General features: G+C 36.0%; 9 protein-coding genes and 7 pseudogenes. 13 read left to right on the top strand and 3 right to left on the bottom strand.

Features of this window, described 5'->3' with window-relative positions; all coding sequences use genetic code 11:
- The 3 genes and pseudogenes from F4W09_RS16920 to F4W09_RS16910 form a co-directional block, all read left to right on the top strand.
- Nucleotides 1-674, top strand: a pseudogene (locus F4W09_RS16920) (type VI secretion system Vgr family protein); the annotation flags it as partial.
- A gap of 70 nt (nt 675-744) precedes the next feature.
- Nucleotides 745-5,523, top strand: a complete 4,779-nt coding sequence (locus F4W09_RS16915) for an RHS repeat-associated core domain-containing protein (protein WP_151505444.1) — start codon at nt 745-747, stop codon at nt 5,521-5,523.
- Between the two features lie 15 nt (nt 5,524-5,538).
- The gene (locus F4W09_RS16910) at nt 5,539-6,030 is read left to right on the top strand and encodes a hypothetical protein (RefSeq protein WP_151505443.1); all 492 of its coding nucleotides are present in this window, start codon (nt 5,539-5,541) and stop codon (nt 6,028-6,030) included.
- A gap of 174 nt (nt 6,031-6,204) precedes the next feature.
- Here the strand turns inward: F4W09_RS16910 and F4W09_RS17490 are convergent.
- Together F4W09_RS17490 and F4W09_RS16900 are read right to left on the bottom strand one after the other, a co-directional pair.
- A pseudogene (locus F4W09_RS17490) lies at nt 6,205-6,311 on the bottom strand (IS5/IS1182 family transposase); the annotation flags it as partial.
- 501 nt (nt 6,312-6,812) lie between these two features.
- Nucleotides 6,813-6,923 (bottom strand): annotated as a pseudogene (locus F4W09_RS16900) (LysR family transcriptional regulator); the annotation flags it as partial.
- 16 nt (nt 6,924-6,939) lie between these two features.
- Between F4W09_RS16900 and F4W09_RS16895 the strand changes: the two are divergent.
- From F4W09_RS16895 to F4W09_RS16880, 4 genes and pseudogenes are all read left to right on the top strand, one after another.
- The gene (locus tag F4W09_RS16895; RefSeq protein ID WP_151505441.1) at nt 6,940-7,245 is read left to right on the top strand and encodes a hypothetical protein; all 306 of its coding nucleotides are present in this window, start codon (nt 6,940-6,942) and stop codon (nt 7,243-7,245) included.
- Nucleotides 7,242-7,601, top strand: a complete 360-nt coding sequence (locus F4W09_RS16890) for a hypothetical protein (protein ID WP_244948592.1) — start codon at nt 7,242-7,244, stop codon at nt 7,599-7,601. Before F4W09_RS16895 ends, F4W09_RS16890 begins: the two co-directional genes overlap by 4 nt.
- A 125-nt stretch (nt 7,602-7,726) precedes the next feature.
- Nucleotides 7,727-8,008, top strand: a pseudogene (locus tag F4W09_RS16885) (Fic family protein); the annotation flags it as partial.
- A gap of 352 nt (nt 8,009-8,360) precedes the next feature.
- Nucleotides 8,361-8,808 (top strand): annotated as a pseudogene (locus F4W09_RS16880) (integrase arm-type DNA-binding domain-containing protein); the annotation flags it as partial.
- On the opposite strand, the pseudogene F4W09_RS16875 reads toward F4W09_RS16880, so the two are convergent.
- A pseudogene (locus F4W09_RS16875) lies at nt 8,808-8,954 on the bottom strand (IS982 family transposase); the annotation flags it as partial. The pseudogenes F4W09_RS16880 and F4W09_RS16875 sit on opposite strands and share 1 nt — an antisense overlap.
- A gap of 309 nt (nt 8,955-9,263) precedes the next feature.
- Here F4W09_RS16875 and F4W09_RS16870 point away from each other — a divergent pair.
- From F4W09_RS16870 to F4W09_RS16845, 6 genes and pseudogenes are all read left to right on the top strand, one after another.
- Complete coding sequence (locus F4W09_RS16870) at nt 9,264-10,091, top strand: hypothetical protein (protein WP_044738210.1); 828 nt, start codon at nt 9,264-9,266, stop codon at nt 10,089-10,091.
- Between the two features lie 77 nt (nt 10,092-10,168).
- A pseudogene (locus tag F4W09_RS16865) lies at nt 10,169-11,112 on the top strand (integrase core domain-containing protein).
- A 576-nt stretch (nt 11,113-11,688) separates the two neighbouring features.
- Nucleotides 11,689-12,555, top strand: a complete 867-nt coding sequence (locus F4W09_RS16860) for a DUF6502 family protein (protein ID WP_044738209.1) — start codon at nt 11,689-11,691, stop codon at nt 12,553-12,555.
- A 402-nt stretch (nt 12,556-12,957) separates the two neighbouring features.
- Nucleotides 12,958-13,140 (top strand): hypothetical protein, encoded by a 183-nt coding sequence (locus F4W09_RS16855; protein WP_044738208.1) that lies wholly within the window; start codon nt 12,958-12,960, stop codon nt 13,138-13,140.
- A 191-nt stretch (nt 13,141-13,331) separates the two neighbouring features.
- Nucleotides 13,332-14,183 (top strand): OmpA family protein, encoded by an 852-nt coding sequence (locus F4W09_RS16850; protein WP_151505439.1) that lies wholly within the window; start codon nt 13,332-13,334, stop codon nt 14,181-14,183.
- A gap of 42 nt (nt 14,184-14,225) precedes the next feature.
- Nucleotides 14,226-15,034: BapA/Bap/LapF family prefix-like domain-containing protein (locus tag F4W09_RS16845; protein ID WP_151505438.1), on the top strand; the 809-nt coding region annotated here is incomplete at its 3' end.

Below are 15,034 nucleotides of genomic sequence, written 5' to 3'. Positions count from 1 at the left end.
ATAGCAATGCACCACAGTTGCCAAAGTCGAAATCGCTTAAAGGTGCTTTAGAGTTATTGAGAACTTATGGTGGTGACAATTTCTTTAAACAGAATAGCTATAAGGTCATTGATTCACTTGGTAAGCAGCTTACAGGTAAGCTCGATGCAAAAGGTTTTGCTAAAGTAACAGGAATTGCCCCAGGTGCAGCTAAAGTTATTTTTGAGAAAGATGAGACTAGTGCATGGGCACCAAGTAGTGATTTTAAACGTGATTATACTTGGGCAGAACCTGTAGAAAAAGTTGCAGCGTCGTTAAGTAGTGCATTAGGACAGAACATGAAGCAAAAACTGACCAACAGTTTACTTTTGATGGATAAAAATAGTCTTAAAAACATAGGAAAAAATACCTTTAATGATTTAGCTGAGCAGACAGTTGGACAAATCAAGGATCAAGTCAGCAATACCGCTTTAAGTGCCGTTTCAAAGCAACTGAACCTTAATATTTCTCCAGATCAAATGAAAAGCTTGGCACAACTCGCCATGAATCCGAGCCAGTCGATTGACATGATCAAAGCACAAGGTGTGGGTTTTGTAAAAGATCAGGCGGCTACAAAATTGGCGGAGGCCACCCAAATAGATTCGATTCTTCAACAAGGTATCGTTGATCGTTTTCATAGTCAGAACAATGGTTAGAACAGATTTTAATTCACGCGCAGCAATTTAAAAAATAGATGTATTGAAATAAATTAAGGGTTTGAGATTGATGGCTACGGAAAAAACACAACAGGCAACAGATCAAAAAGCGTCAAAGGTTGAACTTGCTGTTTTTAATTTGGACAGCGTACACACGGTAACTGACCTGCAAATGATTGCCAAGCAAATCCAGCTTTATTTACAGGTATGTGGGAATACCAGTTTAGAACAATTACAAGGTAGTGCGAATACTGCAACGGTAGCCAATATTTTTGCTTTAACAGGTAGTGTGCTGGATTTAATTTTATACGCGACCGACAGCAAGACAGAGGATGCTGCGGTACAACAAGGTGCATTGCTCGCTGCAAATTTAATTGGTTTATTTGCTGAACCAAGCAATGAAGCACATGCACGTATGGCATTACGTCCGATGTTTGGTTTAATGTCGCAATGCTTATATCCAGAAAATGGCAAGATTACAGAAGCGGATATTAAACGCTTAGGCCTGCATCTGAATGCGATGATCGCAGGTGATTTAGAAAAGTTTTTACAAGAAACGCAAGCCAAATTAGCGACCTTACTTTCGCAAGCAACAATCTTAGGAAGCAGTATTCTTACGAGCTTGTCTGTGCCTGCTACAGCAATAAGTGCGAATATGGCTGCAACGTCAGCAGGTGCGACAGCAGAGAAAAGAGACCCCAAACTCAAACTTAGCAATTGGGTTGTGCCACTCATTGATTTAATCGGTAAACCGAGTCAGGCAGATTTAACCCCTAAACTACAACCAAATATTCAAACACGCTTACAGCAAAAAGCAACACAAGCAATTGCCACATTAAGCCAGACTTTACAGCAGCAAGCCAATGCAGGGCAAAAATACAGCTTGGCCTGGTTATTACAACAAACTTTAACTGCGATTCAGGCCAGCGAAAATAAAGGCAATGCTAGCGTGCCCATCAATCAGACTGGAGAATATGAGCGCCATACCAAAGGGGATACCTTAGAGTTTGTGAGCTTACAGGCGGATGCGTTGAATGCACCACCTTGTGAAGGTAGAGGTTCAGAGACGGGTCAGAGTATTAGTTATTCAATTGGTGCAGAGCGGGTTCAGCATGCCGATTTTTATTTACCGAAAGTTGGTTTTGTATTTAGCCGCCAATATAACTCGCAAATGGATGAGTTTGATCGATGTATGATGGGTGCTCGTTGGATGATGCCTTTTTCCAATGTGATCCTGCCAAAGCCACAAGGTTATATTTTTATTGATGCGAAAGGGCGTAAACATGCCTTACCATCCACGATTTTGCAACAGGCTTACACCGTTCCTTATGAAGGAATGACGGTTCATCCAATTGAAAATGGCGATTTGCTATTAAATTTTGGTGGTGACTGGAATTTCCATTTTCATCAATTTAGTCTTGGTCAGCCCTATCATTTAATCCAACAATTCAATGAAAACACCAATGAAAAAATTAGCCTAAGTTACCTTTTGGCAGATGGTGTTGCTTATCTTCAAGTCATTGATTTCCAGTTTGAACAGGTTCAGCATCAACTAAAATTTGCTTTTAATGAGCAAGTTAAGATTATTGCTGTATTTGTGGATGATCAAATTGAGCCTTGGGCACGCTATCACTATGATGCACAAGGTAATCTGATTACAGCTTTCGATCAAAATGGGCACGCACGTCAATACGAATATAATCAGGCGCATCAGCTAACGCGCTATACCGATCGTACAGGCCGTGGACAAAATATTCGTTATGAATCGACGTTGCCAAATGCCAAAGCCATTGAAGAGTGGGCGGATGACGGCAGTTTCCATACTAAACTGAAATGGCATCCACGTTTACGTCAAGTTGCGGTTTACGATGCTTATGATAATCCGACCTATTATTATTTTGATCTGGATGGTTTTACCTATCGTACCCGTTTAGGTGATGGGCGAGAGTCTTGGTATTCTCGTGATGGTGAAAAACGCATTACCCGACAAATTGATTTTGAAGGTCGGGAAACTCAACAAGAATATAATGATCAGGGCCAACTGGCGAAAATTGTACAACCAAATGGTGGTGTGATTCGCTTTGCTTATGATGAACAAGGCAATTTAACTGAGACTAAAGATCCAGAAGGCAATATCTGGAAACGTGAATATGATACACAGGGCAACATCAGCAAAGAGATTAATCCTTTAGGTCATGTTACCCAATATAAATACAACACCAGTAATCAAGTTGTAGAAGTAATTGATGCCAAAGGAGGCATCAAAAAAATCCAGTACAATGATCAAGGACAAATGCTGTCTTATACCGATTGCTCAGGTAAAAGCAGTACATGGGAATATGATGAAGAGGGTGATCTGAGTGCCCAGCAAGCGGCGAATGAGCAGAAAGTTCAATATCTTTATAGCACACGAGGCAAAGACAAAGGTCAGCTTCAAGCTATTGTTTATCCTGATGGATTAAAAGAGCTATTTGAGCATGATCAAGAAGGACGTCTGCTTAAACACACGGACACCAACGGCTTAACCACTCAATATCAATACAATACTGTCGGCTTACTAGAACAGCGGATTGATGCCAATCAGCACCGTGTGGGTTATCAATGGGATAAACAAGGCCGTCTTCAAAAGCTCATCAATCAGAATCAGGTTGAATACCAGTTTAGTTATAACAAATTTGGTCAGTTAGTTCGAGAACAAGCATTTGATGGTGAAGAAAAGCACTATCGCTATAGTGAAAATGGTCTATTGTTCCAGATTCGCCAACCCAATATTCTGACTGAATTTAGCTATTATGACGATGGGCAGATTGCTTCTAAAACATATACGCATCTACATACTCATCAAAGCCAGACAGAACACTTTGAATATAACTTAAATCAACAATTAAGCTCAGCCAGTAATGCAGAAAGTCAGGTTCAATTATATCGTAATCAGCTTGGACAATTGGTGCGTGAACATCAGCATTATAAGATGTTGAATCTAACTGCTGTACTGCGTTATGAATATGATGAATTAGGTAATCTGGTCAAAACTGTTCGTCCCGATGGGCAGGAACAGACGAATCTAAGCTATGGTTCAGGACATATCTACGGAATTGCGTTTAACCAGCAGGATGTTGTTTCTTTCCAACGTGATGATTTGCATCGTGAAACGGTACGCTTCTTGGCAAATGGTTTGGTACAAACTAAGCATTATAATGATGTCGGGTTACTGATTTCTCAACAGATTGGACCTGAGCAAGAAACCTCAGATCGGCTCCGGTATCAAGCGCATAGACATTATCAATATGATAAAAACTATTTGCTCACCCAAGTTGAAGACAGTCGTTTAGGACAGGTTAATTATCAATATGATCCGATTGGACGTTTGATTTCAACGCAGAGTCAGCATAAAAACGAAAGTTTTAAGTTTGATCCAGCAGGGAATCTGGTTGATCCAATGAATCAGACCATACATGCCAAAAATAATTTAATCAAACAGTATCAAGGTAAGTATTATCAATATGATGTACAAGGCAATGTGATTGAAACCACGCAAAATGGTAAAAATTTAAAACTGACGTGGGACAATCATAACCGTTTGATCCAAAGTAACTTGAATGGGCAAGTGACTCAGTATGGTTATGATGTCTTTGGACGTCGTTTATATAAGAAATCATCAAGCCAAGACTTCACCTTATTTGGTTGGGATGGTGATTTGATGATTTGGGAATCAAGTCAAAATACGGGCAATCCCCAGAAGAGCTATACCAAACATTATGTCTATGAGCCTGATAGCTTTGTACCGTTAATGCAGGCGGGGTATCAAGGTTTTATTCAGCTGATAGAAACACCTGATTATAGCGAATACCTCAACAAGCCTTATTCTATTTATAAAGATCCAGTCTGGAACACAGATACACGTAAAAACCGTGTGTCTTTAGACCAAACCTCTTTTTATCATTGTGATCAGGTGGGAACACCACAAACATTGAGTAATGCAGCAGGTGAATGTGTCTGGGAAATTACGCAGGATACGTGGGGTACTGCACTCGAGATTCAAATGCTAGATAAGGACAATCCATTTGAACAGAGTAATCTCAGATTCCAAGGCCAGTATTATGATCATGAAACAGGACTGCATTATAACCGTTATCGTTATTATGAGCCGTATAGTGCAAGGTATGTAAGTAAGGATCCGATAGGATTAGAGGGCGGAATAAATACATCTGCTTATGTAAATAATCCGAATCAATGGATTGATCCAAACGGCTTAAATGGAATGAATTTTGGTGAGATGTTTGGTATTCCTGCAAGCGCTCAATCAGGTTTGGCGTATCAAGGAAGAAAAAATTTTGATTGTTATGCTGAAACAGGAGAATTATGCAAGTTAAAAACAGCACCACTTTTTGATTATATAGCATGTAGTGGAGGAGGATTAGGAGTAGGAGTTGGGTTTGTAAAAAATCAATGGACTGGAGAATATTATATTAGTGGTTCTAAGGATTCACTTTTAATTCCTGTAGCTAAATCTGTTGCTCAAAATAAGCAGTTTAGTGCTAAAGATTTGGCGGGAGCTAGTTGTGTAGGCGGTAATATTCATAATATTCCAAGTTATACGAAATCAAAGATGACTATGGGTGAAATTACAAATGAATTTGTAAGTGGGGCTTCAGTTTCTGTTGGTGGCGGAGCTTATGGGGCTGTAGCTAATTTAGTCGCTCCATTAGTAAATAAAAATAGTCCTGTTAGAGGAGCTTGGGCTTCTGAATTAGGTGTTGGCACGCCAGGCTTTAATATTGGTGTAAGTGGCACGGTTAGTGTTGATACAATTTTAGATGCTGTTAAACCTGGTAATAAAACTAAATAGAGTAGAGTAATTGTAATGGCTATTATAGTGAGAAGTTCCATTTTAAAATTTATAGTTTATAGTTTAATTATTTTCGGATGTGTGGCTTGTGATTTGGGGAATAAGAATGAAGTTAAAAAAATTAGAAATGATAAGATAATAATAAAAAGATTTGAACAGGATGCTATTTTTATTTTTGGTGATCGCATCATAGATAAGCATTCATTTTCTTCATATAATGCAGATCGATTAATTTTTCAAATTAAGGGAGGTGATAGTGATATTGATTTTTTAAATAATATTAATGGTAGTCTTAGTGAAAAAGGTTGGTTTTATAAAGAAAAATACAAAGAATCATATATTTATTGTGATAAGGAGATGAATCAATTAGAACTTGTACCACCTGTAAATTTGGATTCATATGGTAGTATTGGTGAAGGGCAGTCCTTAAATCAATTGGTTGGATATTGGAATATAGGTTTTATTCATTCAAGACATAAACGTTATGTTTGTAATATTTCTAATTAAAATAATTTTATTTCAATTAAAGTAGGGGGCTGGTTTTATATAATGTTGTTTTGCACAAATATTTAAAAATTAAGATTTCCCCTATTTACTTAAGTTGAAGTTATAACTCTAATATGAGGTCTGCCTAAATCCGTAAATTTAATAAATACTGTCACAAGGGCATGAATCTTATCGTTGAGTTTTGGGATCAAACCAAATGGCAATATTTTCACGATTAATGAGAACACAGGTGATGAAGACCAATTTAGAGTACGGCAAATTTCAGATGTAGGCTTATTCATTTGAAAATTATATTGTGGAATAAGCCTTTAGAGATAGGTTTGTTTAACAAAGCCAGTCGAGACTAAGAGTTAAAGCAAAATATTACCTTAAATAATTTAGGATCAATCACACGAATTGTATTCGCTACTTCATGATCTGCTCCCAAAAAAATTGGATGATTGATTAAGAGTGTTTTAAGGACTGAGCCTTGTGATCTATGGTCTTAGTCCTTTTAATACAGATAGATCATACCGAGAGAGACCGTTGGATGCACATTATTTATAAGAATTGATGAAGTTTTGAGTCCGTGGAGATGGTATTTACTATCATCATGATTTGAATTCACACTTATGTAAAATTCAAGAAAATGATCTATAAGTATGTCGAATAGATACCTATTATGAGTAATATTTTAAACAAAGAATTTCTTGAGAACAGTTTATATATTAATTTGATCGCTTGTATGAAGTTGCGAACTAGCTAAGGTGATTGATCGAATAAATGTTTTTAAAAGTCTATGATCATTTATAAGGTTTAAACCCTTCTAGCACTGCATCGGAAACTAGCTGAATGAAAGGCTCAGTCTTTCCATAAGCCATCCACAGATTCAAAGCTTCATAGTAAGCTGAACGATAAGTTGCAACTGATATGGTTGCCAAAAATATTCAATTAAAGCAATTAAAGTTAGGGCGTCAGCTCACTCCGAGAGAAGCAATCATTTTGCACAATGCAGGGGAGAGTGGCTTGGATTCTTTTTTGGACCCAGCAGAAGATAAGACAAATTTTGAAAATCCTAAAAAAGTCTATAATCGCTCAAGTAATTGGCAGGAATCAATCAGGCAAGTTTTACGAGGAATTATTTACTCTAAGCCAGACAGTTGCCCAGCTTGTAATGCGACTCTACGCACATTACATAAATATTGGACACCCGGTGAGGGTTATTCAGGACTATGAAAAATTTAACATTAAAACATTACTTGGCGCTTATTCTGATTCTTTCAGGTATCTTGGCTATTTGTTTTGAATCTCTTACAAAAGGTGTTGTCACTTACGTGCCTTATGGCGGAGGGGAATTTGTCTATTTGAGGGAAATGGAAGGCTCAAACGAAGACGAAAGCGTACTCCTTTGGTTCTTTGGTATCGTAATCGTTATTCTTGGTACTATAATGTTCTTTGTGAAGAATATTACATATGTTCTGAGAATTGGCTTTTTTGCTTATGTATTCCTGTTCTTATGTGCACTCATGATCGATAGCGATCCTTTAAACCAACTCATTATCAATACAGTTAAGTATGATCACAATATCTAATTGATTTTATGGTGTATTTTTTTAGCTCTTTATACTGTAGTTTTTACAATATTAAATATGAGAAATGACTGATTTTTAATAGTAGTTAATTTGAAAATGATCGTCCCTTTGTAGTTGGTCGGATTATTGAGTTTATTTTGCAGATGATTCTAGATGCAATACTCAATTCCGATGCCAGCGATCAAGATACCGCCCAAGCTAGCGATCAAGTTAAACGTGTCATCCAGAATATGGAGCAGCAGGAATATAGCCTAACTGAGCTGATGGCTCTTTTAGACTTGTCCCACCGAGCAACTTTCCCAAAAAATTATTTAACTCCAGCATTAGAAGCAGGTATGGTTGAACGCACCCTTCCTGATAAGCCTAAGAGTCCTAAGCAAAAATACAAATTAAAAATTGAGCTATAATGACCGTACGCCATTTCAAATCCAAATCCAGGATTTGAATAAGATATTAAAGTGATCCAATGCATTAAATCGAAGTTGGGTCAAAATTGGGTCAATGAAATTATTTTTTTCTTATAAATTAAATAAAAACAGTTGCTTGGGTTATGAGTTCAATTGACGCCACCCCACCAAAATTTAATTCAGAGAAATCCAACTGAATGTAAAAAAGCCTTTAAACTCAATGTTTAGGGGCTTTTTTATTGACTGTATTGTCCGATATTCTCATATGCGATTTGATCCTTTTTTTGCTTTGTGTGGGTAAAAATTGGCAAAATTTACCCAGAAATTAACACAACAAATTCTGGTTAAAGATATGTCACTCACAGATGCAGAATGTAGAAAAGCTCAACCGAAAGACACGCAATATCGTCTATCAGATTCACATGGTTTATTGCTGATTATTACAACTAAAGGTCAGAAGTATTGGAATGTCCGCTATATCGTTCATGGGCAGCGTCAATCTGAGTCATTAGGACCATACCCAGTACTTAGTTTGAAAAAAGCTAGAGAAATAGCTTATGAACTTAAATATAAATATTCTAAAGCTGAACAATTAGATGAGCTTAAACCATTATTTCGTGAAGTAGGTGAAGATTGGTTTAATAACCAAAAAGATAGGTGGTCGCATAAACATATTTTGAATGTTCGAGTATCTCTGGATGAAGTGTATCTTTCATTAGAAAATAAGTGTATTAATCTGATTCAATCACCTGAAATTTTGCAGAACATAAAAAATTGAGGCAAGAGGCTCACTTGAAGTATTGTTGAAGTGAGAATTTTTATACCAAATGGCGATAAAGGTGATTTCTGAGATACTCAGTTATGCCGTTTGGATTCTTAAATAGTGATTACTTTGCTTGAGGAATTTCCAGTAGGTTGCTTCAAATTTAAGAAAGAAATCATCAATTACACAGAATAATTAAGTACTATTGAACATCAGGACTAGAGTTGTAAGTTTGGTGTGGTAACTCAACTGATGGCTCTAGTTCTCCTGTTTTTCAAGTTAATTTATTATCTGCTATTGGGGTTACTTATAGCTAAGTGAAAAAATAGTTGAGATAATCTTTTATAAACGGTAAAAGGGCTTTTTCTAATCATTACTAATTATTGAAAATGAAAGCTCCTTTTTACGATTTACGGGTTTGTTAAGACTAAAAAAGTATTTTATGGTTCTGTATGGATTTTGATTAATCTAAAGTAAATATGAGTTAATTTTATGTTGCAATCACAATTAAGATTCCACCTTATCCTCATGGGTACTTTAGCTTTATCAGGATGCGTAGATGAAAATGGAAATGTTAGTGTTGGAGTGAGTCTGGGGGGAACTGGGACTGGTAGTGGAATTCCGATCGGAACTCCAAACCCCACTCCAAATCCTCGACCAGATGTTGAACCAGATAGAATGGAAGATGATGCAGAATATGCTGTTGCTTATCCAGATCCTGTGGTGCAAAACTGTTATGGGGTTGAAAGAACGATACAGTTTATAGAACACTATAACGAAACCCCTGTTTTTGCTGGTGATAGGCAAGATTTGTTTGGGGTGAATAGCAAAACCTTACCGCCAATCAAATTTAAATTACGAGTGACTATAAAAAATACATTACCAACACGAGTCTATGAATATATCGATAGTTGTAAGGCTGCTTTTCAGCTAAGTGGTAGTAAAACAGTAAAAACCACACAAAGCGATTATTGTCTCAATGATGAAACGGTAAATGTATATCAGCCTAATGAGGAAAGAACATATTATTATGCTTTTAATTTACCGAATATTTTACAGACATGGACGGCAAGTTATCATGCAGAATATTCAACCGCTTTTTATTCAGATTCAGTACAACGAAATCAGTGTGAAACGTTAAGTACACAGTTGGTTGTAGATCCATATCCATCGTCAATGGATGGGGCTCCACCTGATAAAGATTCAGGAACAGCAAGTGTTAATACTGGATCGCAAAACTCTAATACTGATGACTCATCACAAAGTGGGTCTGATGAAAGTCCTATTTTTGGTGGGTTTGGCTTAGGTGATGAACTTTAGTTAAATTTCAGAAGACATAAAACTCTTAGAGATCATTTGTGTGATTCATAGACATCCTTTCAACATAATTGGTGTCTTTGAACAAAGAAATACAACAACGACTCTTATGGGGTGAGTTATTTGAAGAAACCAATGATGCTGGTCTAGTCTGTCGGAGATGTGGTATTTCTAGACTAACGTTACGCAAGTGGTGGAAACGATATTCTGAGCAAGGTATTGATGGATTAAGTAGTCAGAAAAAACGTTCGTTAAAATCTCAAAATACTAAAGTCAATGCTGAGCTAGAAGTATTAATATTGGAAATGTACTCGGCTTGAAATCTGGGGGGCTCGACGTTTGCAAATAGAATTGATGAGACTGCATGGAGTTTCGCTGTCCTTAGCGACTATTCATAAAGTGTTATCCACCCATCAATTCAAATCGATTAAAAAAAACTCCGTCGTAAAGTTGATTTCATTCGTTATGGACGCCCTCTACTAGGTGATAAAATTCAAATGGATACCTGTAAATTGGGTCCGTCTATCAGTACACATCGATTGATAACTGCACACAATATCGTGTTTTAAGGATATATAAACGTCGAACAGCAGCGAATACTCTCGACTTTTTAGACTGTGTAATTGAAGAAATGCCTTTCCTTATACCACGAATACAGACCGACCGTGGGCGGGAATTTTTTGCTGAAAAAGTACAAAAAAATTGATGCAACATGGAATCAAATTTAGGTCAAATAAACCAAACTCTCCTCATTTAAATGGGAAGGTGAAGCATTCACAAAAGACCGATAAATCTGAGTTCTACGCAACCATAGATATAAATTCTGAAGATATCCAAGACAAACTAGCAGAATGGCAGCATTACTATAACTGGATGAGGCCGCATTCAGCTTTGAAAGGTAAAACACCGATGGAAAGGTACTTTGGAATTAAGTGAAGAAACTCCTTTCTCAGATGAAGTCCAAAAGTAATAAGACCCATCAAATGAACGAATTCAACATGCCAATTATAAGATGGATTTTTAGAGATCGCTAGATTGGAAACGATCTCTATGAATCACACAGTTTCGAAAAGCTTCTTTGAATCGATATATTTTATCTGAAGATTATGCACGATAGCTCTGAAATATACGGTATAAATATCAATCAAAAAAAGGATCGTTTTTTGATTTATGAAAGAGATCTTATAATATATTGACTTTATGTTGAGATTGTACATATTAAGATCAGTACACCATTTCAAATCCGAACATAGGATTTGAACAAGATTTTAAAGTGATATAAAGTAGAAAGGCTTAAACTGTATGGGTTTAAGCCTTTTTTATGCCTGTATATGAATGAGCTTATAGCTTGTTGCTATGAATGGGGGCGTGTATAGTTTGAGTCAGTGAAAAGTCACCATAAAAGACATGCGATGAAAAAACATAGGTTCTTAAACTTCTTGGAATAAAATTATATTATAAATACGTCTCATTTACATAGAAATGTGAAATAAGTCAATGTTTAATAATGAAAATATTAAAATTATTTTCTACTCAGGGACGGTTTTGTTATCATCATTTTGATTTTTATGTTTAATTGTTTGTAAATAAATAGTGGTATATGACAAAAAATGCCTTTGAAGACCATAATTTAGACGAAACTAAATTAGCAGGTTATTTGCCACAGAACACAGAGTCAACTTTAGAGTATTCTCTTAAAGTTATGTCTGAGCTTGTTCATTGGTTGGTGAAATCAGGTGTGGGTCATGCAGAATTTTCTGCTTCTTTACGGGTACTTTTCTATAATGAATCAATAAAAGAACTTGATTTTTTAGATCAAAAAAAAACGGACTCGTCTATTAGTTTGTTAGCTGGGCTGAATAGACGTGATGTAAGCAGTTTTCGTATAGAAAATGGTGGGCATCATAAGGTTATTCAAAGCTTTACGGATACGTTGCCTATAAGTGTTCCTGCTCGGGTAATTGGCTTGTGGGTATATAAAAAGTTACCTAAAGTATTGAGTATTGTGGGTGCTGAAAATAGTTTCGAGTATTTAGTTAGACAAATATCTACTGAGAAACATCCACGTTCAATTTTGTCAGAATTGAAAAGGCTTGGCTTAGTGAGCGAGGCGAATGGAAATGTGATTTTACATCAAGAAAGTTTTACTCCTCTACCAGAAGCGAATGCTACCAAACAAATTTTTGCTGAAAATGTGGCAGATCATATTGCAGCGGGGGTGAATAACTTAACACAGCATAACAATCTCTTTTTAGAGCAAGCTCTTTTTGCAAATGAATTATCTGAGGAATCTATTGATTACCTCAAAGAAAAGACTGCGGAATTATGGGAAAAATTTTCTAAATCTATCCTAGCGGAAGCTATTCAGCGTTGCAAAATAGATGAAGGAAGATTAAATGCAAATCATCGATTTCGGGTTGGTATTTACCAATATGATGAAAAAGATTCTTCGATAAATGAGCTTTAAAGCAACGCACATAAATTATTTAAGCTATAAAGGCTATTCCTTCTAAATTTATATTTTAATATCAATTGTTTATTGAGGATCTGTATTGTTTTTGATTCAGGAACTTCTTGGACTTGATATACATATCTGACTTTTTATTCCAATTTATTCATAAGTTTCTTATCTGTATAAAAATAAAATACTGCATTTTATTACCTTAAAAATTTGAAATGGAAAAGTTTCTAAGCTACGGCACATAAACCCTCAAATCGATAATTTTACTTTCTATAGCATTTACTTATTTAACAATCGGAAGAAGCTTGTTTGTTGTTTATTATAAAATGTGTAAAATGCACATTTTATAATTAGAGCTATAGCATTAAAAGTGGTTCAACTGCTTTAAGTGCCCTGGGTGGGGGAAAAATGTTGAGTTTAAAAATCTATAAATTCCTAGTCTTTTTGAAAAAAAAACAATCATTTAAACTCACAAGTGGTGGTGCTGGATTAGGGGGAACTGGTACGGGAACGGGAACAGAAACGGATAAAGATCAAAAACCAGAAAAATCCGAATTAATAACTGATTCCTCTAAGAGTCGAAAACTTTAATAGCGTAACGTTTGATTCCAATTATGAAGAATTTCTAAAACAACAATATCAAGCAGCTAATATATGATAAAAAAAATGTGCAATTTGCACATTTTTTAATTAAAATATGTTAAAACCGACAATAGTGTGAATTGTTTCACATAATTTAAGAATTCTTATGTTCATTGTTTAGGTGTTGTGGAGGGTTGTTAATGTACAAATTTTCATTATGGATAACTTCGATATCGCTGGGGTTAACGGCTTGTGTATCAAATCACTATACACATCCATCAGATTTACGTTTTCAAGATAAAAAAGCAGAAAATAATCAAACGGTAATTGTAAAAAGAGACGGGGTGTTATGTGCTGACGATACGGAGAAGTCTCAAAACTGCCCAATTGAGTTTTATATAGATAGCGTCAAAGCTGGAAATTTTTATATAAATAATTCAGCTAATTACCAATTAAAATCAGAATCTTATAATTTTAAGGTTAAGAATTGCACAGAAGCATCATGTCAAAGTTGTGATGTCGATTTGGCTGTTGGTCAGTTGAATAGTAATGAATTTGTGTTGTCGGTAGACAATGTTGGAAAACCATTTATTTCAAATAATGGAACTCCTCTGGTTTGTAAAACACCAGCAAAAGCAGCTAAAAGCATCACTGAAAAAACATTAACTCTAGATTTAGCTGCTGACACTTTATTTAAATTTAACGGTTCTTCTTTAAATGACTTACTTCCGAAAGGTCGCCAAGAAGTTTTAAACGTAGCTTCTCAAATTTCAAATAATTTTGTTTCTGTGAGTCAAATTAAGTTGACAGGTCATACAGACCGTTTGGGTAGTGATAGTTATAACTTGCAATTAGGTCAAAATCGGGCAAATACCGTACGGAATTTGTTAGTTCAAAACGGTGTAGCTGGAAATATTATTTCGGCAGAGAGCGCTGGTAAACACCAACCCGTCACGAATGGTTGTTTTGATGTAAAACAACGTGAAGAGCTAAAAACTTGTTTACAGCCAGACCGTCGTGTGAGTGTGGAAATCACAGGCATTACTAAGTAATTGAATCATTAGAATATAAGTAAATATAATTTTAGGTGAAGCATGACTAAGTTTATTGTAATAGAAAAAGATTCTTTAAATAAAGCAACGATTGATACAGCACATATTAGCTTAAATGAAGCATCTATTGTTCATACTAAAATGAGCCGTGATGATGTAGCTGAGTTTGTACGCGATGGAAATAATTTAGTACTTAAGCTTAAAAATGGAGAAACTATTGTTATAGAAGGTTTTTTTATAACATATGACGACGTTTCTTCTGACTTGGTTTTTGAAGAAGATGGATGTGTTCTCTATTGGTTTGATGGGGCTTCGGGTTTTAATCATATTCCCGGTTTAGAAGTTTTATTACCAGAAGCTGGTAGTAAGCTCATAGGACTCTTGCCATGGCTAGTTGGTGCTGGAGTTATAGGTGGTGTAATTGCTGCTACAAATGATGATGATAAAAAAGAGAACATTCCTAACGGTACAAACAAAATTGGAGTAGAAACAAACGGTACGATCACAGGTCAAACAGAGAATGTACCTGAAGGGACTGAGGTCAAGATTACTATTACGGGTCAAGACAAAGATGGCAAGTTAATTACTCATGAAGAAACTGTTAAGGTAGATAAAGATGGGAATTATACAACAGACGTGCCACCGGACTTTGCAGATGGTGAGCTTAAAGTAAAATCTGAAGTTATTGATCGTAATGGCAATACGGTAAAAGCAGAGGATAGTCTTGAAAAGACAGATCATGACAATAATCCGGGTACCCCAGATCAAGGTGGTTTAGATCGCGTTGATAGTGCAATTACCGTAGATATCGTAGAAAGCGGTGTGATCACGGGAACCACCACCGATGTTGC

Origin of the sequence: Acinetobacter tandoii, from assembly GCF_008867985.1 — a bacterium.
Classification (GTDB): domain Bacteria; phylum Pseudomonadota; class Gammaproteobacteria; order Pseudomonadales; family Moraxellaceae; genus Acinetobacter; species Acinetobacter tandoii.
This window is presented reverse-complemented; position numbering and strand designations above follow the sequence as displayed.